16 protein-coding genes are annotated in these 26,037 nt (G+C 69.9%); 6 read left to right on the forward strand and 10 right to left on the reverse strand.

The window, feature by feature from the left end:
- Nucleotides 1-4 precede the first annotated feature (4 nt).
- Entirely contained in the window at nucleotides 5-538 is a 534-nt protein-coding gene (locus tag KRR26_RS19185; RefSeq protein ID WP_217080480.1) for an FHA domain-containing protein, read from the forward strand.
- Nucleotides 539-562: 24 nt separating this feature from the next.
- On the opposite strand, the gene KRR26_RS19190 is transcribed toward KRR26_RS19185, so the two are convergent.
- The 4 genes from KRR26_RS19190 to KRR26_RS19205 all read right to left on the reverse strand — a co-directional run bounded on the left by KRR26_RS19190 (nucleotide 563) and on the right by KRR26_RS19205 (nucleotide 5,857).
- On the reverse strand, nucleotides 563-1,609 hold the full coding sequence (locus KRR26_RS19190) for an SPFH domain-containing protein (protein ID WP_120202164.1): 1,047 nt from the start codon (nucleotides 1,607-1,609) through the stop codon (nucleotides 563-565).
- Nucleotides 1,610-1,776: 167 nt separating this feature from the next.
- On the reverse strand, nucleotides 1,777-2,583 hold the full coding sequence (locus tag KRR26_RS19195; protein WP_120202166.1) for an ABC transporter permease subunit: 807 nt from the start codon (nucleotides 2,581-2,583) through the stop codon (nucleotides 1,777-1,779).
- Nucleotides 2,580-3,488 (reverse strand): ABC transporter ATP-binding protein, encoded by a 909-nt coding sequence (locus tag KRR26_RS19200; protein ID WP_407931727.1) that lies wholly within the window; start codon nucleotides 3,486-3,488, stop codon nucleotides 2,580-2,582. Before KRR26_RS19200 ends, KRR26_RS19195 begins: the two co-directional genes overlap by 4 nt.
- 65 nt (nucleotides 3,489-3,553) lie before the next feature.
- On the reverse strand, nucleotides 3,554-5,857 hold the full coding sequence (locus KRR26_RS19205) for an ArnT family glycosyltransferase (RefSeq protein ID WP_120202367.1): 2,304 nt from the start codon (nucleotides 5,855-5,857) through the stop codon (nucleotides 3,554-3,556).
- Nucleotides 5,858-6,122: 265 nt separating this feature from the next.
- Here KRR26_RS19205 and KRR26_RS19210 point away from each other — a divergent pair, with 265 nt between their 5' ends.
- A complete protein-coding gene (locus tag KRR26_RS19210; RefSeq protein WP_217080481.1) occupies nucleotides 6,123-7,433 on the forward strand; it encodes a hypothetical protein in 1,311 nt (436 codons plus the stop codon).
- Between the two features lie 5 nt (nucleotides 7,434-7,438).
- Nucleotides 7,439-8,302: a hypothetical protein gene (locus KRR26_RS19215; RefSeq protein ID WP_217080482.1), complete on the forward strand. Its 864-nt coding sequence runs from the start codon at nucleotides 7,439-7,441 to the stop codon at nucleotides 8,300-8,302.
- Between the two features lie 18 nt (nucleotides 8,303-8,320).
- Here KRR26_RS19215 and KRR26_RS19220 read toward each other — a convergent pair whose 3' ends face one another.
- Nucleotides 8,321-9,829, reverse strand: a complete 1,509-nt coding sequence (locus KRR26_RS19220) for a rhomboid family intramembrane serine protease (protein ID WP_233576601.1) — start codon at nucleotides 9,827-9,829, stop codon at nucleotides 8,321-8,323.
- 174 nt (nucleotides 9,830-10,003) lie between these two features.
- On the opposite strand from KRR26_RS19220, the gene KRR26_RS19225 reads away from it, so the two are divergent.
- Nucleotides 10,004-11,833 carry an FHA domain-containing protein gene (locus tag KRR26_RS19225; RefSeq protein ID WP_328707170.1) on the forward strand — a complete coding sequence of 610 codons (1,830 nt, stop codon included), beginning with the start codon at nucleotides 10,004-10,006 and terminating at the stop codon, nucleotides 11,831-11,833.
- A 93-nt stretch (nucleotides 11,834-11,926) separates the two neighbouring features.
- On the forward strand, nucleotides 11,927-12,520 hold the full coding sequence (locus tag KRR26_RS19230; protein WP_120202177.1) for a response regulator: 594 nt from the start codon (nucleotides 11,927-11,929) through the stop codon (nucleotides 12,518-12,520).
- Between the two features lie 33 nt (nucleotides 12,521-12,553).
- Here the strand turns inward: KRR26_RS19230 and KRR26_RS19235 are convergent, their stop codons facing one another.
- The 3 genes from KRR26_RS19235 to KRR26_RS19240 are packed head-to-tail and all read right to left on the reverse strand — an operon-like array spanning nucleotide 12,554 to nucleotide 14,952.
- Nucleotides 12,554-13,324, reverse strand: a complete 771-nt coding sequence (locus KRR26_RS19235) for an enoyl-CoA hydratase/isomerase family protein (RefSeq protein ID WP_120202179.1) — start codon at nucleotides 13,322-13,324, stop codon at nucleotides 12,554-12,556.
- Nucleotides 13,325-13,347: 23 nt separating this feature from the next.
- Nucleotides 13,348-13,560: a biotin/lipoyl-binding carrier protein gene (locus KRR26_RS36895; RefSeq protein ID WP_120202181.1), complete on the reverse strand. Its 213-nt coding sequence runs from the start codon at nucleotides 13,558-13,560 to the stop codon at nucleotides 13,348-13,350.
- A gap of 42 nt (nucleotides 13,561-13,602) precedes the next feature.
- On the reverse strand, nucleotides 13,603-14,952 hold the full coding sequence (locus KRR26_RS19240) for an acetyl-CoA carboxylase biotin carboxylase subunit (RefSeq protein ID WP_120202183.1): 1,350 nt from the start codon (nucleotides 14,950-14,952) through the stop codon (nucleotides 13,603-13,605).
- A gap of 123 nt (nucleotides 14,953-15,075) precedes the next feature.
- On the opposite strand from KRR26_RS19240, the gene KRR26_RS19245 reads away from it, so the two are divergent.
- Nucleotides 15,076-15,471, forward strand: a complete 396-nt coding sequence (locus tag KRR26_RS19245) for a hypothetical protein (RefSeq protein ID WP_233576611.1) — start codon at nucleotides 15,076-15,078, stop codon at nucleotides 15,469-15,471.
- Nucleotides 15,472-15,475: 4 nt separating this feature from the next.
- On the opposite strand, the gene ftsZ is transcribed toward KRR26_RS19245, so the two are convergent.
- Complete coding sequence (gene ftsZ, locus KRR26_RS19250; RefSeq protein ID WP_120202188.1) at nucleotides 15,476-16,708, reverse strand: cell division protein FtsZ; 1,233 nt, start codon at nucleotides 16,706-16,708, stop codon at nucleotides 15,476-15,478.
- Nucleotides 16,709-17,016: 308 nt separating this feature from the next.
- The gene (agmC, locus tag KRR26_RS19255; protein WP_217080483.1) at nucleotides 17,017-25,797 is read right to left on the reverse strand and encodes an adventurous gliding motility protein AgmC; all 8,781 of its coding nucleotides are present in this window, start codon (nucleotides 25,795-25,797) and stop codon (nucleotides 17,017-17,019) included.
- Nucleotides 25,798-26,037: the final 240 nt, after the last annotated feature.

Here is a 26,037-nt window from a genome sequence, read left to right on the forward strand (position 1 = left end):
CGCCATGGTGTCCGTGAATCAGCTCCGCCCCTTCGCCGGGGCCTCGCTGGATGCGTTCAGGGCAGCGTCCGGGCCCGTGGCCCTCATCCAGCAGCCCGTTGACCCCGTGTTCCGCAACATCGCCGCGCAGATGACGGGGGTGCGCACCGTGGGCATGGCCCACCGCAGCCGCATGACGGAGCGGCTGCTGGCCATGCTGCGCGACTTCGACAACCTGGAGGTCCACTTCCTCCAGCCCACCGCGGATGGCCAGGAGTTCACCGTCGGCCGAGCCGACTGCGACCTCGTGGTGCCGGACCCGTCCGTCTCCCAGCACCACGCCACGCTGCGCTGGAACGCGAGCACGGGCGGCTTCACGGTGCGCGACGCGCAGTCGATGAACGGGACGTGGATCAACAGCGCGCCGCTGGGCTTCCGCGCCCAGGTGGTGCTCCACGACGGCGACACGCTGGCCTTCGGCGACGCCCCGTTCCTCTACCTGCTCGCGGACACGCTCTACGCGCACCTGCGGCTGGCCAGCCCCCAGTCTCCTCCCTGAGGACTGGCCGCTCGCGCGAGCGCGCTACAGGAGCTTCATCAGCTCCGCGCGCTTGGCGTTGTACTCCTCGTCGGTCAGCACGCCAGCGTCCTTCAGCTCCTTGATCTCCTTCAGGCGCTGCGCGGGCGAGCGCGTGTCGGCCGGAGGGGCCGCGGGCGTCGGCTCCGCCGCCGGGACGCGCTGCTGGGCCTGCTGCGAGTTGGAGAACATCTGGGCCATGCCGAAGCCCATCCCCATCCCCATGCCCTGGAGCGCGCCGTCCGAGCCGCCACCGCCCTTGGCCATGCCCTCGGACGCGCCGAGCATCGCCTGGCCCTGGGCGTACTGCTGGAAGCCGCCCGCGAGCCGCGAGTACGCCACGTCCTTGGACAGCTTCTTCAGCGTGGCCTCGTCCTCGTCCTTGATGCTGACGTGGAAGTTGCCCATGCGCACCACGGTGAGGCCGTAGTCATCCACGTGCGGCTTCAGGCCGGCGATGACCTCGGTCTCGATCTCCTCGGTGTACGCGCCGCTCGTCACGTCCAGCAGCGGCCACTTCTTCTTCACCAGCAGCTCGGCGATGCGATCGCGCATCACCTTGAGCACCTGGTTCTTGAACCAGCCGACGAACTCCTCGTTGCTGGAGCGGCCCATGCCCACCAGGCCCACCACCAGCTTCTCCGGCTCCGTCACGCGGATGGAGAAGTCGCCGTACACCATCGTGCCAATGCCCAGGCCCGTCTCCGGGTCGCGCACGTCACCGATGGGGCCGCCGAACTTCAGGCCGGTGTGCTCGCGCACGGAGACGAAGAAGATCTCCGCGATGAACATGTTGCCGCCGGTGAAGCCCTCCAGCAGCCGCGACAGGAACGGGATGTTGTTCGTGTCCAGCGAGTGACGGCCGGGCCCCAGCTTGCCCTCCACCTTGCCGTCCTTGACGAACAGCGCCACCTCGTCGGCGGCGACGGTGACCTGGGTGAGCATCCGGACGTTCTTCTCCGGGTACTTGTAGACGATCTGCCCCTTGGCCTCGTCCGCCCGAGCGATGAAGTTGCGCTTCGCCTCGCCCTTGATGCTGTCGAAGATCCCCATTGCTTTCAGCGCCTCCGTGGCCGCCCTGGCGGCCCATCAACTCGCACCGCCAACCACGCCCACTAAATGCATGACCACCAGAACGAAAGCGCGCCCGCTTTCGTCCCGCGTCCGGTGCCGCAAGATACCATCTTCACAAGGGTTTGCCCGGTCGGTCGCCGGGTGATTCAGCCCCAGCGAGCCACCAGGCGCTCGCGGTCCAGGAGCCGGATGCTGGCCACCAGCAGCACGACGTCCAACACCAGCACCACCGCGCCCTCCAGCGCGTAGTAGCCCGCCCCGGCCTTCAGGACGCCAGCCACCTGCCCGCCCACCAGCCCCACGAGCGGCAACACCACCAGCGCCGCGAGCTGCTGCGCCATGCGCGCCTCGCTCACCCGCGCGGAGATGATGACGGCCACCCCATTGCCGAAGAAGGCGAACAGCGGCGCGAGCACGAACACCCCGAAGCCCCAGAGCGCGTTGGGCATCAGCGGCGCCTTCACCAGCGGCCACGCCACCACGTCCACGCCCACGCAGAACAGCACGAACGCCACCCAGGTGATGGCCACCGCGGGCATCAGCGCCGCCAGACTCTTGCCCGCCACCAACTCGGCCGCCGTCACCGGGGACGCGAGCAGCGGCTCCAACGTCCGGCGCTCCTTCTCCCCCGCCACGCTCTGGGACGCGATGAGGATGGGCACGAACACCGGCATCACCAGGAACATGCCGAACCAGTCGGTGAGCGACTTGTCGATGAGGAAGCGCGCCGCGCTCACGTTGAGCGGCAGCGTGGGGTCATAGAAGAGCGCCACCGTGCGCAGGTCCGCGTGGTCCGGCTGACGCACGTACGTCCACACCACGCCGATGGGCACCGTCACCATCACCGCGGGCAGCACCGCCATGGACACCAACAGGCCCACGTTCTTGCGCAGGTCCAGGAAGTCCTTCCAAAACACCGCCAGCGCGCGCCGGGGACGGAACGCTCCACTCACGTCACATCCTCCTTCAGCAGATCCAGATAGACCTCCTCGAGCGGGCGCTGCGCGGGCACCGCGCTGTGAATCCGCGCGCCCGCGCCCACCAGACACGCCACCACGTCCGGGGCATGCGCCTCGTCCGCCAGCAGCACTCGCAGCCGCCCCCCCTCCGCCAACACGCCCGGCGCGAAGGACAGCGCGCTGAGCACCGAACGGAACCGCTCGGCCTCGCCCTCCACGCGCACCTCCAACGCCTGCCCCGCGCGGCGCAGCTCACGCACCGACCCCAGCGCGAGCAGTCGCCGCTTCACCACCGCGACGCGCTCACACAGCCGCTCCACCTCCGCGAGGTTGTGCGAGCAGAGGATGATGGTGCGCCCCTCCGCCGCCAGCTCCGCCACCGCGTCGCGCACCGTGCGCGCGGACTCCGGATCCAGGCCACTGGTGGGCTCATCGAGGAAGATGACCTTCGGGTCATGGACGAGCGTGCGGATGATGGCCAGCTTCTGGCGCATCCCCTTGCTGAAGCCGCCGCACGCATCATCCTCGCGCCCCGCCAGCCCGAAGCGCTCCAGGTAGTGCTGTGCCCGAGGCCACACCGTCGCCTCGTCCAGTTCGTGCAGCTTCATGAAGAAGCGCAGGTTCTCGCGCGCGGTGAGCCGATCGTAGAGGCCGGGCTGCTCGGTGAGCAGCCCCACCACCTTGCGCAGCGCCTCGCCGTCATGCGCCGCGCGATGGCCCCACACCACGGCCTCGCCCGCCGAGGGTCGCAGCAGGCCCGTCAACATGCGCACCGTGGTCGTCTTGCCGGCGCCGTTGGGCCCCAGCAGACCGAACACCTCACCGGGCCTCACCTCGAAAGTGAGGCCCTCCACCGCGACGCGCTCACCGAAGGACTTGCCCAATCCCTGCACGCGGATGCCACCCGGCTCCGCGGCGGATGCGGGCTCGGACGTGCCGCCCACACGAGGCACCGCGCGGGCGCTCACTCGATGGTCACCAGGACGAACTTGTTGTTGATGTCCCGGTCGATGAGCGTGACCGTCTTGTCCGCGCCCACCGCGTTGCGCAGCAGGTTCAGGCGGTTGTGCTCCACCAAGGCCCACTCGCGTCCGGGGCGCGCGGCGAACTGGCGCATGCGCATGTTCGCGTCGCCAGCGCGGAACTGCTCCACCGTGTTGCGCGAGTAGAACGTCTCACCGCGCCAGTTCATCATGAACGCCGCGATGGGCTCGCCCGCGTTGCGCTGACCGTAGTAGCGCCAGAAGAGGTCCCGCTGCGTCCAGTGGTGAGACAGGTCCACCCACTGGCCCCAGTTGAACCAGAGCGCGAAGCTGGCGGCCAGGCCCCAGAACGAGCTGAACAGCAGGACGCGCGAGCGCATCAGCGACGCGACCGCCGCCAGGATGCCAGCCACCGCGAACGCGAAGCCCATGGCGGCCTTCGCGTTGATGGGCTCGGACAGCGACCGGAACAGCGGATCCGCCGTGCCCGCCACGCGGAACCCTCGGGCCGCGAGCGACACGCCCACGAACACCAACCCGGCCGCGAGGACCTGATAGCCGCCTCGGCTCTCCTCGGTGCCCGGCCGCATGACCGTCAGGAAGACGTAGCCTCCCGTGAGAGCGAGCGCGGCCCCCAACAGCAGCATCGCGGATACCTGCCCCTGCGAGGACACGCCGCCCAGCGTGGCCAACCCGCACGTGAGCAGCAGCAGCGCCACCGCGCGCGCGCCGAGCGACCGCCGCGAGCGCCCCATGAACGCATCGATGGAGAGGTAGACGCCGAACGCCAGCAGCACCAGCGTCACCACGTCCCCCGACCACAGCGGCCGCGAGGAGAACAGCGAGAGGGGCTTCGTGACCAGGTCCGTGGGATAGGGCCGGTCGTAGTTGAAGACGAACAGGTCGGTGAAGTCCTTGGGGTTCTCCGCCAGGTCCTTGCCCACGAGGATGAACAGGACGAGCCCGAAGATGAGGCTCACCGCGTGCGCCGAGATGCCCTCTTCCCAGAGCCTGTCCACGAACAGGGCGATGAGCACCGCCATCCCCGGGAGGACGGGGAACACATAGTGGTGGAACTTCGTCGCGCTGGAGCCCAGCAGGTAGAACGCGAAGGCCACCCACAGCACGGCGATGAGCGCCAGGTGGTCCGCCTTCGACGCGGAGCGCAGCCGCAGCCGCGACACCACCGCGAACGCGCCCGGCACCAGCGCCACCCACGGGAAGATGGCGAAGCCACCCTGCTCGATGAAGTACACGAACGAGCCCCCGGGCGTCGTCGTGTACACGCCCGCGGTGAGGCGGTTCAGGTGGTCGTGGATGAAGAAGCGGTACCAGAAGAGCTTGCCCTCGTCGTCCAGGCCGTCGAAGAGGCACAGCGTCAGGTACCAGGGCACCGCGACCGCGGCGAACACCAGGATGCCCGTGCCCAGGCGCATCCGGTACATCTGCGCCCACAGCACCGGCATGGGCCTGCGCCCCTCACGCACGTCCTTGCGGAACTCCGAGTCGCGCAGCCAATTCAGGTGCGCTTCCAGGCTCTTGCCATCCCACGGGATGACGCCGGCGATCGCGTACAGCACGAGGATGACCGCGGGCAGCCCCACGCCCAAGAGGCCCTTGGCCAGCGTGGCCAGCCCCGCGAACACGTAGAAGGCGTACCACCACGCGGTGCGGTGCCGTGTCGTCTCATCGAGCTGCCCGATGATGGCGCACGCCATGGCGCACACGAACGTCGTGACGAAGGGGGTGTCCGTCACGGTCTGGCGCGTGAGCAGGAAGTACAGCGGCATGGTGCACAGCACGAAGCCGGTCGCCAGCCCCGCGCGGCGACTCACCACGCGAGACACCGCCAGCGACAGCAGCGCCACCGCCGTGATGCTCAGGAGCGCGAAGGGCATGCGCATGCCCCACTCCGTGTAGCGAGCCAGCGCGCCATCGGTGCGCAGCGTGCCCACCACCTGCATGCCCAGCGCCTGCATCCACATGGTGAGCGGCGGCTTGGAGAAGAACCACGCGTTCTCCCAGTAGGGGAAGACGTAGTCCTGGCGCTGGATCATCTCCCGCGCCACTTCGCCGTAGTGCGTCTCCCAGGGGTCCCACAGGCCCACGGCCCCCAGGTACGGGATGAAGAGCAGCGCGGCGAAGCCGGCCGTCGCCAGCACCACGCGCAGGCTCGCGGGCAGCGCGCGCCATCTGGCCGCCCAGGCACCCGACACGGTCTCCTTGCCGAGAAGCGCCTCGGTGAAGGTCTGCTCTTGCTGCTGCTGTTCGCCGTCGCTTGCCACGGGCAAGTGCTCCTTCGTCGTCCGGGACGGATGCCCCGCGCTCGGCGCGGGATCGCGGCCTTATATCCCCGCGCTCCCCGCCGGTCGACCTTGGTGGGTTGCGCCATTTTCGCGCCACTGTGAGGCGCCATTGTGCAGAAGCCTGCACACCTCGGGCAGCCCCCACGGGCGCAGGCCCGGGGCCCGGCCGAAGGCACGGGCCTTGTATTGGCCGCCCGACGGTTCCGGGCACTCTCGCTCGGCGCCGCACCGACCGAGGAGACCCATGCTGCCTTCCATCGCGGCCCTGACCTGTGCCCTCCTGCTCGGGCAGGAAGGTGGCGAAACGATGCCCCCCGCGCCCGCGCCCCCGCTGCAAGCGGAGGCCGACCAGACGGCTCCCGCCCCCCTTCCGCAGACAGGTGGCGAGCCGACCACGGCCGCGCCACGGCCTCAGAAGTCCGCGGCCCCGGTCCTCCCCACGCAGAAATGGGAGGGCATCCACTACTGCGTCGATCTCCCGCCCACCGAGCAGATCCCATCTGGCCACTACGCCGCCGAGTGCGACAGCGCGAAGCACGAGTGCCGGGTCGCCCCTCTGAATGAACTGGATGCGTCGGGGACGGAGACCGACCGCCCGTTGGAGCGCAGCCAGGGCTGCGTCGTGAGCCAGTCGCTCCTCGACACGCTGGGGGAGTATCGATTGCTCCCCGCCACCGCCAGCGCGCCGCCGGGCTGGTACCGCGATGAGCAAGGTCGGGTGATGCAGTTCAACTTCGATCTGCACCGCCGCATCTGGCTGGGAGGCGCCTGGGCACCCCGCTGGGTCGAGGGTGGCGCCGGCAAGGACAACCGCGTGCGCGCGGACTTCGGAATGGACTTCGAGTGGCCCCAAGGCCCCTCGCGCCTGCATCGGCTGACGCTGTTCGACACGGCGGTCTACCTGGGCGACGACAGCGCCCTGGACGCGACGATGCTGCGCTACGAGTTCCGCACCGAGGAGCACGAGCCGCTGGTCCGCGTGACGACCTTCTTGGGCGAGCCCGCGCGACACGACATCTTCCTGAATCTGGGCGTCTGGACCGAGGCCATGCACCTGGAGAAGGTCCGCCGCGATGGCGCCCGGGCCGATTTCCTGGCCCTGAGCACGGTGCACGCTTCGCTGGACCTGTGGCACTCGCGAGACCTCGTGTCGTACGTCCGTGTGCGCGCCGGCCCCTCCGTCGAGCGGGACCTGACGGGCCGCCAGCTCACCCTTGTGCCGGGTGCGGCGCTCGAAGGCGACCTGACGCTCGACCGGGACGGCTTCCACCACCTGCGCGTGGAGGCCGAGGTGGAGAAGGTGCTGCTCTCCAAGACCGTGGCGGGACGCGTGGCGCGCCCCGAGCGCCTGCGCCTGCACGCTGGCTACGAGGCCATCCTGCTGGCCATCAACGACCAGCCCGTGAGCCTGGTGCTCGACGGCCGAGGCACCTGGCGCGACGACCTGGCGCACGTGCCAGCGAGGTGGGAGTGGTCCGCCCAGGCGGGCCTGCGCTTCTCGCTGTGGGCCCCAGTCCGTCGCTCGGCGCCACTCGCTGGGAACGGGAAGGGCTAGCCTCAATGCTGGCGCTCGGCCTGACGACGCTGCTGCTCACCGCCACGCTGGGAGCGGGGCCCTCGTGCACGGGCCGGACAGCGAGCGGGGAGGTGTTCGCGACGTGCTTCGAGCCAGACTTCGGGCCGGTGGTGGGCACCGGGCTGCGGCTCGGCCCTGGCCCCGCCGCCATCGAGGTGCTCGCCGGCCTCCTGCTCAGCACGGGCGAGGAGAGCCGGAGCAAGGGGACCCCTTGGTACAACCGCCACCGCCTCCTCCTCACGGAGACGTGGAAGGGCGAGCACACCGGCTACACCTTCACGGCCTATGATGGGCTGCTGCGCCGGCACCTGGAGGATGGCTTCATCCTCGTGCCCACCGCGCGACCGCTGCGCATCCCCTTCCCGTTCGACGTGGCCGTGGCGCTGAAGGGCGGGCACCTGGAGCGGCGCGCGTGGGAGGGCCCGGGCTGGGTGTTGGAGACGGCCCAGGTGGGCTTGCTCGTGGACCCGCTGCGAGCGAACTCCCCTCGACGCTGGCTCGCCGTGGGACCGGCGGCGAGCCACGTGCTCCGGCACACCCCCAACGGCACCGAGCACGAGGTGTCTCCGTTCACGTCGCTGCGGCTGGACCTGGGATGGCGGAGCGAGGACGGCTGGTGGACGGTGAACGCCTCCGGGCTCGCGGGGTGGAGCTACGACTTCGAGCAGGGAACGCACTTCCGCGCGCGCGCCGAGGGCAGCGTGGAGCGCGTGGTCCTCGCGCTCAACGACCAGCCCGTGGCCGTGAGGCTCGCGGGCACGGTCATCCAGGGCGATGCCGGGCTTGCGCGCCGCAACGAATGGACCGCGAGCGCGGGCATCGTGCTGCGCCCGTTCGCCGCTCGCTGAGCCATGAGACGCAGCCACTCACGGCCCAGGCACATCCAGCGCCGCGCGCAACGCCGCCTCTGCCGCGCGCAGCCGCGCATCGCGAGGGTCCACCGCACGGGCCTCCTCCAACCGAGACAGCGCGCGCACCGCGTCCCCTCGGGCCAGCTCGCAGCGAACCCCGGCCTCCAGCGCGGCGGTCTCCGAGGGGCCATACACCCGCGCCTCCGCCGCCGCGTGACAGCCCTCCTCCACCTGCCCCGATTCAAAGAGCGCCCGCGCCAGCTCCACGCGCGTCGGAACATCCGCCGGAGCCAGCCGCATGGCGGACGCGAGCGGCTCCACCGCCTCGCGGGCCAACCCCCACCGGCGAAGCTGCGAACCCAACGCGCGCAGCGGCCCCACCGCGCCCGGCACCAGCAGCGCCCGCGCCCGAGCCTCACGCAGCGCCGCCGGCTCCTCCAGGCGCAGCTCCGCCACCATCCGGTCCACCACCGCCGCATAGGCGGGATAGCTCGCGGGCCAGGTGAACACGAGCCGGTAGACCCACTCCCCGCGCGGAACGAACCACGCCCGCAGGGACGTGGCGCCCGCGCCGCCCTCCACCTCCGCGCGCACGCGCTGGGCTGGCCTGCCCCCCAGCATCGCCGCCTCCGGCCCCGAGACCGACCGCACCTGTCCATGAGGCCCCGGCACCCCGGCGATCAGCTCGTCCTCCAGGAAGTGGCGAGCCTGCACCTCGCCATCGCCCGGCTCCCCCGCCTCGATGGCCTCCGCCGAGAACGTCGCCCGCCCCAGCCCTGGCAGCCCGTTGGAGAACGAGCGTCGGCCATGCGCGTCCTCCTCGCGCCGCCATCCCGAGGGAAGACTCACCGCCACACCGAAGCCCTCGTCTCGCTCCACGTGCCAGCCCGAGCCCTCCCACGTCACCCCCACCGCGACGCCCAGCGACAGGGCCACCACCCCCGCCGGGCGCAGCCACCGCGACGTCCACGTGACGTCGCCGGCACGCTCTCGCGGCGAGAACACGGTGCCCGCCAGCAGCCCGGTCAACAGCCCGCCCAGGTGCCCCGCGTTGTCCACGCCCGCGCTCGTCCACCCGAGCCACAGGAACACGAGCACCGTGGGGAGCGCGCCCTCTCCAGAGAACCAGCGGTAGCGCCCCCGCTCTCCGTCGCCGCGCGGCTTGCGCCCCAACACGAGGAGCGCCCCCACGCAGCCGAAAATCATCCCCGAGGCCCCCACGCTCACCACGCTGGACCACCACAGCGACCCGGCCATCGTGCCCAGCGCCGAGCCGAGCAGCAGGGCCACGTAGTCACCGCGATGCAGCGTGCGCTCCGCCGCGGTGCCCACCACCGCCAGCACCAACAGGTTGAGCCCCAGGTGCGCCAGGTCCCGATGGAGCAGATTGGCCACGAGCAGCCGCCATCCCTGCCCCACCTCCGTCACCAGCGGCCCCGCCTTCGCGCCCCAGCGCACCAGCGTGTCCACTCGGACCGGCCCCGTGTCCGAGGTCGCCGCATACACCCCGCCAAGGAGCGCCATGAGGGCCACTGTCACCCACGGAAGCCCCGTCCAGGCCCCCTTCCCGGCCAACCGACCGATGGACAACGGCCCCGCCCGCCCCACGCTTTTGGACAAAAGCCCTGTCGTTTTGGGGGGATGCATGGCTTGTCTCTGGAAAGCCCGTTCTGCTATAGCTGTACGTGGATTGGACCCGTGCTGAAGCTCATCATCGAAGACGACGAGGGGCGCAAGACCGTTGTCCCCTTCGTGCGTGACGAGATCACGATCGGACGTCAGGAGGGAAACACCATCCGCCTGACCGAGAGGAACGTGTCTCGTCAGCACGCACGACTCATGCGCCTCAACGGCCATGTCGTGGTGGAGGACCTGGGGAGCTACAACGGCACCCGGATCAACGGAGAGCGCGTCGCGGGACAGTCGTCCCTCAAGGAGGGCGACCTCATCCAGATCGGTGACTACGATCTGGCCCTGCAGACCGAGGCCGCCGCCAACGCCGCGCCCAGCCCCATCACCGCCAAGGTCCCCGCGCCGCGACGGCCGGATTCGGATGGAGCGCTCGCAGCGATGCGCCCCACCGTTCCCGCCATCGAGGCGCTGGAGGGACGTCAGCCCGGGAACGAAGAGCCCGAGGAAGACGAGGAGGAGTCGGGCGACGAGCCTGGGCACACGCCGCCCTCTCCCGCCGAGGCCCGCCGCCACGCCACCGCCATCATCCGCATGGATCAGATGGAGTCGGACCGGCCGCGCAAGGTGGAGGTCGTTCCCCCGGACGAGCGACCGCGGCTGGTGGTGCTCACCCCCGCCGAGTTCAAGGGCCAGGAGTTCGACTGTGTGCGCACCGAGCTGCGCATCGGGCGGACCTCCGAGAACGACATCGCCCTGGACCACCGCTCGCTGTCGCGCACCCACGCCAAGGTCGTCCGCGAGGACACGGGCGAGTGGCGCGTCCTGGACATGCAGTCGGCCAACGGCCTCACCGTCAATGGTGAGAGCTACGCCCAGGCCACGCTGACCAGCGGCGACGTGCTGGAGCTGGGTCACGTGAAGTTCCGCTTCCTCGGCCCCGGCGAGATGGCCGATGGCGCCGAAGAGGATGGCGAGGCTCCGCGCTCGAAGCTTCCGCTCGTGGCCGCCATCGTCGTGCTGCTGGCGGGCGGTGCCATCGGCGGCCTGCTGGTGATGCGGTCGCAGGGCGGCACGCAGCCGACGCAGCCGCCCGAGGTCGCGCAGCCCGCCACCGACCCTGGCACCCCAATCGCGCCGCCCGAGGACTCCGCGCCTCCCAAGCAGGCGCAGGTGGAGCCCGGTGACACCAAGCCCGACGAGCAGGCCCCCACGGCCCCTGTCGAGACGGCGCAGGAGAAGCTCCAGAAGGCTCGCGCCGCGGTGGCCCGCAAGGACCTGCAGGCCGCGCAGCTCATCCTCGACTCCATGCGCGATCCGAAGGGCGGCCTGAGCAAGGACGCCAACGCGCTGGCCCAGCAGGTGGCCACGGAGCGGGGCTACGACGAGAAGCTCACGCTCGCGCAGGCCGCGCTCGACAACCACCGCATCCCCGAGGCCGCCAAGCTGGTCGCCGAGACCAAGGCCACCACGCTGTTCTCGGATCGCCATGCCGACCTGAGCGCGCAGGTCACCGCCGCCCAGACGAAGCCCGTCGAGGCTCCGCCGCCCCCCCCGCCGACGGAGAAGCCCGTCGAGGCCGCCAGGCCGACCCCGGTCGCGTCGGCGGCGACGGATGCCCAGGTGGAGACGCTCATCACCGAGGCCAAGGCCCTCATCCGCACCAAGCAGCGCGAGGCCTACGAGGCCGCGCTCGAGCAGGCCAAGCAGTGCGAGAAGCTGGCTCCGCAAAATCCGGAATGTCAGTTCCTTCTGGGTGTGACATATGTTCGTCTGAACAAGACGAACCTTGCCGCGAAGCACTACCGCCAATTCCTCGACATGGCACCGGCCAGCGATTCACGGCGAAGCGCCGTGGAGAAGGCGATGGTGGGCTACAAGCCGACAGCGGGGGAGTGAGTCCCGGCTCGACGTGGCGCGGTCTCCTCCTCGGAGGCCGCGCCGAGAGAAGAAGCGTCTGACGTCCATTCCAACCTGCAGCGAGGAGACGCTGTGCAGATTCGCATCCTGGTGGTTGATGACGAGCAGGACAACTGCGACTACCTCAAGCTGGTCCTGACCCGTGAGGGCTACGAGGTGGTGACCACCACGGACCCCACCCAGACGGTGGACATCCTCCGTGGCTCCGACTTCCACCTCGTCATCCTCGACATGATGATGCCGCAGATGTCCGGCACCGAGGTGCTGGAGCTGATCCGCAAGTACGACACGGACATCGCGGTCATCGTCGCCACGGCCTACCCCACGGTGGACACCGCGGTGGCGTCGCTGAAGGCGCAGGCTTCTGACTACGTCAAGAAGCCCATGGAGCCGGACCAGTTCACCGCGGCCGTGCGCAACGCCCTCCAGAAGAAGGGCCTGTCGCAGGACCCGGAGGCGGACCTCCACCGCGCCATCGGCCGGACCATCCGCGACGCGCGCAAGACTCAGGAGCTCACGCTCAAGCAGCTCGCCCGCCGTACCGGCCTGTCCGTGTCCCTGCTGTCGCAGATCGAGCGCGCGGAGTCGTCCGCGTCCATCTCCTCGCTCTACAAGATTGCCTCCGCCCTGCAACTGCGCATGGGCGAGCTGTTCGGCGATACCTGAGCAGGGCGAAGCGCCCTTCACCGGCTGGCGGTATCAGCGGCCGGTGAAGCGCGGCGCTCGCTTCTCCAGGAACGACGCCCGTCCCTCTTTCGCATCCTCGCTGGCGAAGGCCTCGCTGCGCAGGGCGCGCACGTGCCCCAGGTCCTCGGCGGACAGCGGCGAGCGCGCCAGCAATCCAAATACCGCCTTCATCCCGGACACCGCCTTGGGCGCGTGCCCCGCCAGCGTGGCGCACAGCGCGAGCGCGCGGGCCTCGGCCGCCTCGGCCTCGAGGCACTCGTCGAGCAGCCCCCAGCTCAGCGCGTCCTGGCAGTCCAGCCGGCGGGCCGTGAGGAAGAGCTGCTTGGCGTGCGCGAAGCCCACCAGCCTCGCCGCGCGAGCGAGTCCCTCGGGCGAGTAGACGATGCCCAACCTCGCCGGAGGCATGATGAAGAAGGCATCCGGACCGCCGATGCGAAAGTCGCAGGCCACGGCCAGGTCGAACCCCGCCCCCACCGCCGCGCCTCGCACCAGCGCCACGGAGGGCGCCGGGTGACGCTCCAGCTTGAGCAGGCACGCCACCAGCGCGTCGTCCGGGAGCCGCCCATCCGCTCCGGGCGGGCCCAGGTGGGACAAGTCATAGCCCGCGCAGAAGTGCTCGCCCGCGCCTCGCACGAGGAGCGCTCTGACGTGCGGCGCGGGCTCCAGCGCCGCGTCCAGACGGGCCAGCAGCGCGTCATCCAGCGCGTTGCGCCGAGCGGGGTTGCGCAGGGTCAGCACCCTCACGCCGCCCTCGCGGTCCTCGACTTCGAGTGACGGCTCCACCGCTCGACCCTCCGCGCGCGGTCCTAGCCCAGCACCACGAGGACGTCGCCCTCGTTGACGGCCTGGGCCTCACTGCACCGGATCTCCTTCACGGTGCCACCATCGGTGGCCTCGACCGGCATCTCCATCTTCATGGACTCGAGGATGACGAGGACGTCGCCCGCGTTCACCTGCTGGCCCACCTTCACTTCAATCTTCCACACGGTGCCCGTGATGTGCGCCGCCACGTCCGCCATAGCCGAGTGCCTCCTCAGGGGTGAATGTCACGCACGCCGTGCTCACGGCTTCGCGTGGTGCTCCAGGAAATGCGTGTCCAGCTCACCCGCGCCGAAGGCCGGGTCCTGCACGATGCGCAGGTGGAGCGGGATGTTCGTCTTGATGCCCTCAATCTTGAACGACTGGAGCGCCGCCACCGAGCGCTCCATCGCCTGCGCGCGCGTGTCACCGGACACGATGAGCTTGGCAATCATCGGGTCGTAGTTGGGCGTGACGATGTTGCCCTCCACGTAGCCCGAGTCCAGGCGGACGCCCTCGCCCGTGGGCGGCTGGAAGACCTTCAGCGGCCCGGGGGACGGGAAGTACTTCACGGGGTCCTCCGCGTAGATGCGGAACTCCAGCGCGGCCCCGCGCCGCTTCACGTCCTCCTGCTTCACCGTCAGCTTCTCGCCCGCCGCGATGCGCAGCTGCCAGCCAATCAGGTCCAGGCCCGTGGTCAGCTCCGTCACCGGGTGCTCCACCTGGAGGCGGGCATTCATCTCGATGAAGTACACCTGCCCGTCCGAGTACAGGAACTCGACCGTGCCCGCGTTGGCGTAGCCGAACGTCCGGGCCGCGGTGACGGCCGCGGTGAAGAGCGTCTCCGCCAGGGCCGCGTTCCGGCCATTCGCGAAGAGCACCGACGGGGCCTCCTCCACCACCTTCTGGTGCCGGCGCTGGATGGAGCACTCGCGCTCCAGGCAGTGGATGAGGTGGCCGTGGTGGTCACCGAGGATCTGCACCTCGATGTGGCGCGGCGCGGGGAAGTAGCGCTCCAGGTAGACACCCTCGCGCCCGAAGGCGGCCTTCGCGCGGTCGGTGCACTGGCGGAAGACCTTCTCCAGCTCCGCGGCGTTGTTCGCCACGGCCATGCCAATGCCACCACCGCCGCTCGCGGCCTTGCAAAGCACGGGGTAGCCAATGCGCTCCGCGGCGGCCAGCGCGCTCGCCACGTCTGGCACCACGCCGTCGCTGCCGGGGACGACGGGCACGCCCGCCGCGGCCACCAGCTTGCGCGCCTGGCTCTTGTCCTTCATCCGCGCCATGGCCTCGGGCGGAGGCCCCACGAAGGTCAGCCCCGCGTCCGCGCAGGCCTGGGCGAACTCGCCATTCTCCGACACGAAGCCGTAGCCGGGATGCACGGCGTCCGCGCCCGTCTGCTTCGCCGCGGCGAGGATGGCCGCGACGTTGAGGTAGCTGTCCTTGGCCGGCGCGGGCCCCAGCCGAACGGCCTCATCCGCCTCCTTGACGAAGGGGAGGTCCACGTCCGCGTCCGAGTACACGGCCACGGTCTTCAACCCCATCCCTCGGGCCACCGCGCCGATGCGGCGCGCGATTTCACCCCGATTGGCGATGAGCAGCTTCTTGAACATGCGGGACACCTCGAGCTCGCGCGAAGGGCGGCCACCGTAGCCGTGGCCCCCCTGCCTGACAAGGCCGCACATGCGTGCGCAACAGGACCCTACAACCCTGTAAATTTGCGGGGTTGCGTGAGCATGCGTACCTTGCCCGACGTGATGCCTTCCTCGAACGGAACTGACGGCGTGGTGGATCTCTTGGGTGCTCGCCGCGCGAAGCGCCTGGACCTCTACCGGGGTCGCGTGGCGGACCGGGTCCACGCCACGCGCAATGAGCTGGTCGCGCTCTACCAGGGCGGCAACCTCTTCACCCCGGACGGCACGAAGCAGGGCCGCTCGCTGCTCAAGGCCCTTCAGTTGCTCCAGCGCGCGGAGCTCCACCTGGACGAGCTGGCGGGCGCGGGCGTGATTCCCGCCCCCCGTCACCCGGAGCGCATCGACGCGCTCTACGGGGAGGTGGATGGGCTCTTCACGCGGTGTGACCGGCTCACGGGCCGAGGCACCGCCAGCGTGGCGCGCCTCCCCGCTCGCTAGTCGACTACGGCAGCTCCGTCTGGCCCTGCCGCCGCAGGAAGGTGGGGATGTCGAACTGGTCCTCGTCCATGGGCAGCGCCGCGTCCTTCACCACGGACGTGCGCGAGCTGGCGACGGGCTTGGTGTTCTCCACCGCGGCCAGCGTCGGACGCGGAGCGCCCTTGCTGGGCACCAGGCTGGCCACCTCCTCGCGCGCCGCCGTCAGCGCGGAGGACGGCGGGGGGCGGCTGCTGATGAGCGGCACCTGCACCACCGGCGCCATGTTGCGCACCTTCGGCGCGTCCCGGTGCACGAAGCCCGTGGCGATGATGGTGATCTTCACCTCGTCCTGAATCTGATCGTCGATGAGCGAGCCGAAGATGATCTCCGCCTCGCTGTCCGCGGCGTCGTGGACGAGCGTGAGGGCCTCGTTGACCTCCTGCAAGGTCATGTCGCGGCCACCGGTGATGTTGATGAGCAGACCCGTGGCCCCGTCGATGGACACGTCCTCGAGCAGCGGGCTGGAGATGGCCTGCTGCATGGCCGTCAGCGCGCGCTTGTCACCCGACGCGTTGCCCGTGCCCATGAGCGCGAGCCCCTTGTCGCTCATGATGGTCTTCACATCCGCGAAGTCCACGTTGATGTAGCCGTGGTACTGGATGAGGTCGCTGATGCCCTGCACGGCGTTGAGCAGGACCTCGTCCGCGCGCTTGAAGGTCTCCAGCAGCGGCATCGGCTCGTTGGAGAGCGACAGCAGGCGCTGGTTGGGGATGGTGATGAGGGTGTCCACCGCGGCCTTGAGCTCCACGATGCCCTGCTCGGCCTGCTTGCGGCGCCGGTTGCCCTCGAAGAGGAACGGCTTGGTGACCACGCCCACCGTCAGGCAGCCCAGGCTCTTGGCGATGTCCGCGATGATGGGCGCGGCGCCCGTGCCGGTGCCACCGCCCATGCCCGCGGTGACGAAGACCATGTCCGCGCCCTCGAGCACGGCGGCGATCTGATCCTTCGACTCCAGCGCGGCCTCGCGGCCCATCTCCGGGTTGGCACCCGCGCCCAGGCCCTTGGTCAGCGCCTGTCCGAGCTGGAGGCGCGTGGGCGCCTTGCTGGCGGCCAGAGCCTGGACATCGGTGTTGGCGGCGATGAAGTCCACGCGGTCCAGCTTGGCGAGAATCATCGTGTTGACCGCGTTGCAGCCGGCCCCGCCCGCCCCGACGACCCGAATCTTGGCGGCCTGCTTGTTCTGCTCGAACTGGTCCATGATGGTCCTCTTGGCGGATGCACCGCGGCGCCGCCCGCGCGCTTCCAACCTCAACAATCATCAGCAAGTGAGGGGGTTTGGCAAGTATTCCGCTACGCGCCTGTAGCGGCCTGCTGCGGGGCCGAGTCCTGACGCCCACTTACACGCCAGCGCCGTGCCTGCCCAGGAAGACCTGCCGGATGCCTGCCCCCTCTTGACTCGCGGAGTCCAGTTCTCCGGGCAAGCTCGGCCAGTCCAGGCCTGCGCCAGAAATGCAACGGGCCCGTCCCCCCGAGGGAGACGGGCCCGTTCACCTCAGTCGAGCGGGCTCAGGGGGCGTCGCGCTCGACCTCCACCTTGCCCATGCGGAGGATGTGGAACTCGACGCGGCGGTTGTTCTCGCGGCCCGCCGCCGTCTTGTTGGTGTCCACCGGCTTGGACTCGCCATACCCCACGGACTCCAGGCGCTCGGGGGCGATGCCATCCTTCACGAGGAACGTGCGCACGTTGGCGGCGCGGCGACGTGACAGGTCCAGGTTCTTTCCGTCGTCGCCCTGGCTGTCCGTGTGTCCCTCCACTCGCAGCAGCTCCACCTGCGGGTTGGCGCGCAGCACCGACGCCACCTGCTTCAGCAGCGGGAACGAGCGCGGGAGGATGATGTCCTTGTTGGTGGCGAAGTAGACCTTCTCGAGGATGAGGATGCGCTCACCCTCGACGAGCACCTTCACCTTGCCCTTGTCCGGGCAGCCGTCCTCGTCCTCGACGCCGTTGATGGTCTCGGGCTCGTTCGGGCACTTGTCCGCCACGTCCGGGATGCCGTCGTGGTCGTTGTCCGGATCCGGGCAGCCGTCCTCATCCTGGAAGCCGTCCTTGTCCTCGGGCTGGTTGGGGCACTTGTCCAGCGAGTCCACGATGCCATCGCCGTCCGAGTCCACCGGGGGCGCGGGCTTGGGCTCGACCTTCACGGGCACCGTGTCCGGGCAGCCGTCCTGGTCCTCGAAGCCGTTCACCGTCTCCGGCTCGTTCGGGCACTTGTCCGCCACGTCCGGGATGCCGTCGTTGTCGTTGTCCGGATCCGCGCAGCCGTCATCGTCCTGGAAGCCGTCCAGGTCTTCGGGACCGAAGGCGCAGACCGGCTTGGGGGCCGGCTTCGGCGCGGGAGACGGCTCGGCGCTGTAGCTCAGGCCCGCGAGGACGCGGTACCCAGGCGTGCCATACCCCCGGGTGATGCCCGGACCGGCGCCCACGTGCGCGGTGAGGCCCCCCGCCGCGCGGTACTTCAGCGCGGCGAGGATCTCCAGCGGACGCTCCTCCACGTCGTGCTCCTTCAGGCCCATGGCCCCCACGAGCGTGGCTTCGGCGGACAGCGGCGTGCGGCCCACGGTGAAGGGCACCTCCAGGCCCAGCCCGTACGCCAGCGCGTTGCCCGCGCGCAGGTTGCGCAGTTGCTGCTCGCGGCGGAAGTCCACGCCGATGTTCGCCGCCAACCGCACGCGGCGCCCATACTCCGCCACCAGCCGGGGGTTCACCGACACGCCCGAGCCCCCCAGGAAGTCCGAGGCACCGCCCGTGGGCAATGACACCGGAACCGTGAGCGCCAGGCCGTAGTCATCCCCTTCCAGCAGCCGCGCCTTGGGAACGAGCCGCAGGTCCCCGATTCCGCCCGAGCTCACGCCCTGCGCGAAGGAGGCATCCACGTTTGGGGCAGGCTGGGACTGTTGAAGCGTCACCGGGAGGACGACGCCCAGCTCCAGCCGATCGAACAGACCGATCGCACCCATCAGGTCCAACCCCACCTGGCTGCGCACCAGCGAGGTGAGGAACTTCTCCGAGCGAGGGTCGAAGAAGTTGAGGGGCTTGTCCGCGTAGTTGAACGACAACCCCACGTTCCAGCCCAGGTGGCGCATCACCTTGGCCCCATGCACGCCGAGGATGTCCCCAGCGGCCGGACCCGGCTTGTACTGCTGCACGTCGATGGCCTGCGAGGCGGCCGGAGCCTGGGCCCGCGCCGCCGGAGCCACCAGGGCCACCGTCAGCGCCAACCCCAGGAGCGCCCCGGACAGGTTCCCCCGCGCACCCGAGCGGCGAGCGCGGCGCCCCATCATCGGCAGCGCGAGGAGCAGCAGCGCCAGCGGCGCGAGCGAGCCCGCCCCACCCGTGCTGCAGCCACGGCCCACGACGAGGAAGTCGTCGTTGGCGTCGAGCGGGTTGGTGCCGCCCGCCACTTCCTCACCGTCCAGCACGCCGCCGTGGTCCGTGTCCGCCTGCCGCGGATCCGTCTCGCCGTCGTCGAGCCCGCCGTTGTGGTTCTTGTCCTCCTGACCATCCGTCAGGCCGTCCTCGTCGGTGTCGGCCTTGAGCGGGTTGGTGGCGTTGGAGCCCTTGACCTCGGTGCCGTCGAGCAGCCCGTCCCCGTCCGTGTCCTTGTTGTTGGGGTCGGTCTCCTCGGCGCCCACGCGGCCGTTGCGGTCCGCGTCCTCCTCACCGTCCGTCAGGCCGTCCTTGTCGGTGTCCGCCTGCTTCGGGTCCGTCTTGGTGGACGGGTCCAGGTCCGGATGGAAGTGGGGAGAATTGCGGTCCGTGCCCGAGGGCGCGGTCTCCGCCGTGATGCCGCTCTCCAGGCCGTCCGTCAGGCCGTCGTTGTCGCTGTCCGGATCGAGCGCGTCGATGATGCCGTCGCCATCCGTGTCCGTGATGCCGTCGACGCCGTCGATCACGCCGTCGTCATCCGTGTCGTTGTCGAACGGATCCAACCCGAGCGCCAGCTCGGTGGCGTTGTCGATGCCGTCACCATCCGCGTCGATGTCGTCCGACTTGACGAGCGGGTTCGTCTCGCCGGCGTCCACCCTGCCGTTGTGGTTGGCGTCCTCGATGCCGTCGAACACGCTGCCGCCGTCCGTGTCCTTGTTGAGCGGATCCGTGTGGGTGCTCGGGTCCGCGTCCGCGACGAACTTCGCCGGGTTGGTGCCCGTGCCCTGCGGCTGCGTGAGGCCCAGCTCCAGGCCGTCCGTCAGCCCGTCGCCGTCCGTGTCCGCCTTGTTCGGGTCCGTCTCTCCGGCGCTCACGAGGCCGTCATGGTTGGCGTCCTCGTTGCCATCGAGCAGACCGTCATCGTCCGTGTCGTCGTCGAGCGGATCCGTGTGGCTGACCTTCACCTCGAGGCCGTCCGGCAGACCGTCGCCGTCCGTGTCCGGGTTGGTGGGGTCGGTGCCGTGAATCGCCTCGTCCGCGTCGGACAGACCGTCGCCATCCGTGTCCAGCGCGACCGTCCACGTGTAGGCGGCGGGGGTCGCATCCACGTTGAGGTCGCTGTCGATGGCGCGCACCAACAGGGTGTGCGGACCATCGGCGAGCGCCGTCAGGTTGAGCGTGGCGGAGCACGGGACGAACGCCGCCGCGTCGAGCTTGCACTCGAACGTGACGTTCGCCTCATCCGAGCCGAACTCGAAGTGCGCCGCGTTGCTCGCGGAGACGGCCGGGGGCGACTGCGTGATGAAGGTATCCGGCACGTGCGCGTTCACGCTGAACGGGCTCGTGGCGGACGGGCCGGTGTTGCCCGCGCCATCCGTGGCCGTCACGGTGACCGAGTGCGCGCCATCCGTCAGCGGCTGGCCCGGACCATAGGTCCAGTGACCCGAGGCATCCGTCGGCACGACCGCCACCTGGACACCATCCACCGTCACCGTGACCTGGCTGTTCGGCTCGGCGGTGCCGGAGTAGGTCACCACGGGCACCGTGAACACCTGGCCATTGGCCGGCGTGACGATGACCGGCGCCGCGGGGGGCGTCGCATCCACCGTCCAGGTGTACGAAGCAGGCGTCGCGTCCGTGTTGTTCGCGGCGTCCGTCGCGCGAACGAGCAGGGTGTGCTCGCCATCCGCCAGTCCGCTGAAGGACGTGGGGGTGGTGCACGCCACATACGCCGCGCCATCCAGGCTGCACTCGTAGGTGACCGGATTCTCGTTCGAGGAGAACGCGAACGTCGCGCTCGTCTGGTTCGTCATCGCGGGCGGGCCACTGTCGATGACCGTGTCCGGCGCGGTGAAGTCCAGCGTGAAGTGAGACGTGACGGACGGGCTCTCGTTCCCGGCCGCGTCATGCCCCACCACGACGACCTTGTACGGGCCCTCGGTCAGCGACACCGGCGGCGTGAACGTCCAGTTGCCGCTGCTGTCCACGGGGATGGGGCCGTACGTCACGCCATCGTTGAGCGTCACCATGACGGAGGTCGAGCCCACCGCCGTGCCCGTCATCTCCACCACGGGGTTGGACAGCACGGCGCCATCCGCCGGCGTGACGATGGTCGGCGCCACGGGGGGCGTCGTGTCCACCGTCCACTCATAGTGCTCCGGCGTGGGGTCCACGTTGCCCGCGCCATCCACCGCGCGGACATCCAGCGTGTGCGTCCCATCCGTCACGCCCGTGAGGACGTACGGGTTGGAGCAGGCGACGTACGGTCCGCCGTCCACGCTGCACTCGAAGGTGCTGCCCGGCTCGCTCGACTCGAAGTCGAACGTGCCCGTGGTGGAGTTCGTCGTCGCGGGAGGGCCGCTCGTGATGGCGGTGTCGGGCGGCGTCAGGTCCACGGTCCACGCGTAGGTGGCCGGGGTCGAGTCCACAATACCCGCCGCGTTGCGGGCGCGAACCGCCAGCGAGTGGTTCCCCTCGGACAGCCCCGTGAACGTCACGGGGTCGGTGCAGGACGTCCAGCCACCGCCATCCAGGCGGCACTCGTAGGACACCCCGCCCACCGTGTCGAAGTCGAACGTCGCGCTGGTGTTCCGGGTCACCGAGGCCGGGCCCGAGACGATGAGGGTCTCCGGCTCGGACAGGTCCACGATGAACGAGGTCTGCGTGGGCGGGCTCGTGTTGCCCGCCGGGTCGGTGCTGGTGGCCGTCGCGGTGTACGGGCCCTCGGGGAGCGGATCCGTCACGGGGACGGTCCAGTGGCCCGTGGGGTCCACCGTGACAGGGCCGTAGGTGTGGCCATTGACCGTCACGATGATGGAGCTGCCCGGCTCACCCGTCCCGGAGATGTCCGGCGTCGTGTCACCCACCGACGTCCCATCGGCGGGCGAGGTGATGAGCGGCGCGGCGGGAGCAATCGTGTCCACCGTCCACGTGTGCGTGGCCGGAGACGGGTCCTTGTTGCCAAACGCGTCCACCGCGCGAACGTGCAGGACGTGCGTGCCGTCCGCGAGGCCCGAGAACGTCACCGGGTCGGTGCACGCGGTGTAGGCCGCGCCATCCAGGCTGCACTCGTAGCTGACGCCGCCGTTCGTCGTGTCGAAGTCGAACGTCGCGTTCGGCACGTTCGTCAGCGAGGGGGGGCCCTGGACGATGAGCGTGTCGGGACCGGTCAGGTCCACCGTGAAGTGGGAGGTGGCCGTGGGGCTCGTGTTGCCCGCCTCGTCATGCGCGGTGGCATCCACCACGTGCGCGCCCGGGGTCAGGTCCACGGTGCACGGGAACGACCAGTGACCCGTCGGGTCCACCGTCACCGTGCCGAGCGTCGTGCCATCCACCACCACGGTGATGACGCTGCCGGCCTCACCGGTGCCCGTGAAGTCGGGCCGCTTGGAGTTCACCACCGAGCCGTCCGCGGGCGAGGTGATGGTCGGCGCCGTAGGAGGAACCACGTCCACGGTGAAGTGCGTCGGCGGAGTGGACGGGCTGGTGTTGCCCGCGCTGTCCGTCGACGTCGCCGTCACGACGTGCGCGCCCGGGCCCACGTCCACGGGGCTCGGGAAGGTCCAGTGGCCCGTGGCATCCACCAGGGCCGTGCCGAGCGTCACGCCATCCACCACCACGGTGACGGTGGTGCCGGGCTCGGCCGTACCGGTGAAGCCGGGACGCTGGGTGGCAATCACCTGTCCGTCCGTCGGGCCCGTGATGACCGGGCTCGCGGGGACGGTGGTGTCGATGGTCCACGAGTAGGTCGCCGGGGTCGGGTCCACGTTCCCCGCCGCATCGCGAGCGCGGGCCCTGAACGTGTGGTTGCCCTGCGCCAGGCCGCTGTACGACATGGGGTCCGTGCATGCCACGAACGCCGCGCCATCCAGCGAGCACTCATACGTGACATTCGGCTTGTCGCTGTTGAGGTCGAACGTCGCCGAGGTGGCGTTGGTCATCGAGGCCGGGCCGCTCACGATGAACGTGTCCGGAATCTGCGTATCGATGTGCCACGTGTAGCTGGCCGGGGTCGGGTCCACGTTGCCCGCCGCATCGCGAGCGCGAACCTGCAGCGTGTGGTCACCCTGCGCGAGGCCCGTGAAGGTCACAGGGTCCGTGCACGCGGAGAACGACGCCGCGCCATCCAGCTTGCACTCGTACGTCACGTTCGTCTCGTTCGAGTCGAAGTCGAACGTCGCGGACGTGCTGCTCGTGGTCGCCGCGGGCTTGCTCACGATGAACGTATCGGGAGCCAGCGTGTCGACGTTCCACGTGTACACGGCCGGCGTGGGGTCCACGTTGCCCGCTGCGTCCACGGCGCGAACCAGCAGCGTGTGGCTGCCCTGCGCCAGCCCCGTGAAGGTCGACGGGTCCGCGCACGGGGTGAAGAGCACCGCGCCGTCCAGCTGGCACTCGTACGTAACGTTCGTCTCGTTCGAGCTGAAGTCGAAGACCGCCACGTTCGAGTTGGAGTTCTGCGCCGGAGTCGAGGTGAAGCTCGTGTCCGGAGGCGTCGTGTCCACCTTCCAGGTGTAGCTGGCCGGCGTGGGGTCCACGTTGCCCGCTGCATCCCGCGCGCGAACCTGAAGCGTGTGGCTGCCGTCCGCGAGGCCCGTGAACGTCGACGGGTCCGCGCACGCGGTGAACGTCGCCGCGCCGTCGAGCTTGCACTCGTACGTCACGCCCGTCTCGTTCGAGTTGAAGTCGAACGTGCCGCTGGACGAGTTCGACACCGCCGGAGGCGTGGAGGTGAAGCTCGTATCCGGGGCCGTCGTATCCACCGTCCACGTGTAGCTGGCCGGCGTGGGGTCCACGTTGCCCGCCGCATCCACGGCGCGAACCTGAAGCGTGTGGCTGCCGTCCGCGAGGCCCGTGAACGTCGACGGATCCGCGCACGCGGTGAACGTCGCCGCGCCGTCGAGCTTGCACTGGTACGTCACGCCCGTCTCATTCGAGTTGAAGTCGAACGTGCCGCTGGACGAGTTCGACACCGCGGGCGGCGTCGACGTGAAGCTCGTGTCCGGAGGCGTCGTGTCCACCGTCCACGTGTAGCTGGCCGGCGTGGGGTCCACGTTGCCCGCTGCATCCCGCGCGCGAACCTGAAGCGTGTGGCTGCCGTCCGTGAGGCCCGTGAAGGTCACGGGGTCCGTGCACGGGGTGAACGTCGCCGCGCCGTCGAGCTTGCACTCGTACGTCACGCCCGTCTCATTCGAGTTGAAGTCGAACGTGCCGCTGGACGAGTTCGACACCGCGGGCGGCGTCGACGTGAAGCTCGTATCCGGAGGCGTGGTGTCCACCACGACGGTGAAAGTGTTCGTGTTGCTCTGCGGGCTGCTGACGCCCTGGACCTCGGCGGTCGCGTTGACCGTGTGGGCCCCCGAGGTCAGCGCGGTGCTCGGCGTGAAGGTGAAGTTGCCGGTGGTATCGGCCGTGACACGCCCCAGTTCCACGCCGTCCACCGAGATGATGACGGTGGAGTTCGCCGGCGCCGTGCCTGAGATGACCGGCGTGGGCGAGAAGGTCGTAGACCCGTTTGCCGGGGTCACCACCACCGGAGCCGCCACGCTCGTCGGGAAAGCGCTCGTCAGCACCGTGATGACGCCCAGCGACCCGTTCACCGCGCCGTACGTCCGGCCATCGATGGCGGTCGCATCCGGCTGGGTGCCCGCGTTGCCGCCCGTCACGATTGGCGTACAGGTCGCGGTGCTGCCCTGAATCAGGATGCGGCCACCACCACCGCCACCGCCCGTGCCGTGCGTGTTGAAGATCGTGCTGCCGCCGTTGCCACCATTCGCCGTGACGGTGTTCGCCGAGCACGTCATGTTCCCGGTGAACCGCAGCGACACCGTGCCACCCGCGCCCGCGCCGCCTGCGGCGTCGTTGCCCGCGCCGCGCGAGTTGGCGCCACTCGCGCCGTTCGCGGTGATGGCTCCGTTACCGGTCAGCGACGCACCACGGATGAACACGATGCCGCCACCCGCGCCACCCGCGCCACCCAGGTCGTCGTTCGCGTGACCCGCGCCACCACCACCACCGAAGAGCAGGTGATCCAACGGGGTGAAGATCATGCGCACACCACCGCGCCCGCCCACATCACGCGAGGGCTGCGCTCCACCGTCATCGCCCGTCCACGTCCGCCCACCCTTGCCACCCGGTCCAGCGCTGCCACCGCCGCCACCACCCGAGTTGTGGCAGATGCCGCCACCACCACCATTGGCGATGTTTCCGTAGCCCGTCGTACCCGCCGGCAACAGGTCTGGATCCGGCTCGATGCTGAAGCGCGAAGGCGCCACGCCCTCGCCCTTCGACGTACCGCCCGGGTACGGCTCATCAATGCCCACGCATCCATCACCCTCGCCGTTGCGGAAGATGCCGGCGCGGAAGCCCGCGTTCGCCGCGCTGATGGTGCCGTTGTTGGTGACCGCTCCGGTGGCGAGGAGGGCGAGCACGCCACCCGTCGAACCGTTCCAGACCTGCCGCGGGACGAGGCTCGCGCCTGCGTTGATGGTGACCGTGGTGTACTGAGGCACGAGCACCAGCTGCGTGACATTGGCGGCGAACGCGGCCTTCATCGGCTTCTTGAAGGTGACCGTGATGTTGGGCGCCGTGCCCGTGATGGTCTGGATGTACGCGAACTCCCAGCGCCCCACGACGTTGCCCGTCAGGTCGATGTCCGCCTGGCTGCCCGAGGGAGGCACCGTGCTGATACCCGTGGCCTGGAACACCATCACCAGGTTGTTCGCGGCGAAGCCCGTGGAGCTATCCACCGTGGCGGTGCTCTGCCCCGCCGCGATGTTGGCCGTCACCAACGCGTAGCGGTTGGCGCTCAGGGTATTGGCGGCCGTGACGTTCAGCGGAACGGTGCCCGCCCCCAAGCCGATGGTGTCCGGCTCGGCGTGGGCGGACGGCGCGAGCAGCGCGACGCACAGCAGGGCCAACAGACCTGCCGCGGTCCGCGGACCGCTCGCGTCGCGAGTCGTCCGCCGTGGGGGAGGAAGTGACTGGGGTGTGTGCATAAGGTCTGCGGCCGAAAGGGAATGGGCCCCCCCACCGCGAAGGGCGCGCATAGCAAGCGCGGCGCCAGTGTCCACTCCTTGGCCATCCTCCGCCAATTCAAGGGCTTCCACGCCCGTTCCCAACCTGGAAGGGCTCGCGGATCCGAATCACGGATCTGATTT

This window comes from Citreicoccus inhibens, from assembly GCF_019039035.1.
GTDB classification, from domain to species: Bacteria; Myxococcota; Myxococcia; order Myxococcales; family Myxococcaceae; genus Citreicoccus; species Citreicoccus inhibens.